This window comes from Klebsiella sp. K47 (assembly GCF_051858335.1).
Taxonomy (GTDB): Bacteria; Pseudomonadota; Gammaproteobacteria; order Enterobacterales; family Enterobacteriaceae; genus Klebsiella; species Klebsiella pneumoniae.
Map to the genome: position 1 here is coordinate 1 of NZ_JBPYUI010000257.1, position 236 is coordinate 236.

1 protein-coding gene is annotated in these 236 nt (G+C 36.9%); it reads left to right on the top strand.

The genetic code is table 11. The features are described 5' to 3' along the window. Window positions 1-18 precede the first annotated feature (18 nt). Window positions 19-236: hypothetical protein (locus RRF55_RS27945; RefSeq protein ID WP_439419292.1), on the top strand; the 218-nt coding region annotated here is incomplete at its 3' end.

Here is a 236-nt window from a genome sequence, read left to right on the forward strand (position 1 = left end):
TCGGACACAGGACGTATCATGATTGATCTCAAGGTTAACGGAGAATATGATTATAAAATTAAAGATTTCTCGCTGAAAAAGGTTTCTGACTATAAGGTTGTGGGATACAGTAATCAATTATCTGAAAACGTTTGGTCCACGGATGCAAAACAGGATTATGTCGTATACTTTGTGATGGAGTTTGATAAACCTATCATAAACTATGGCACATGGCATAATGATCGGTTGACTGAACG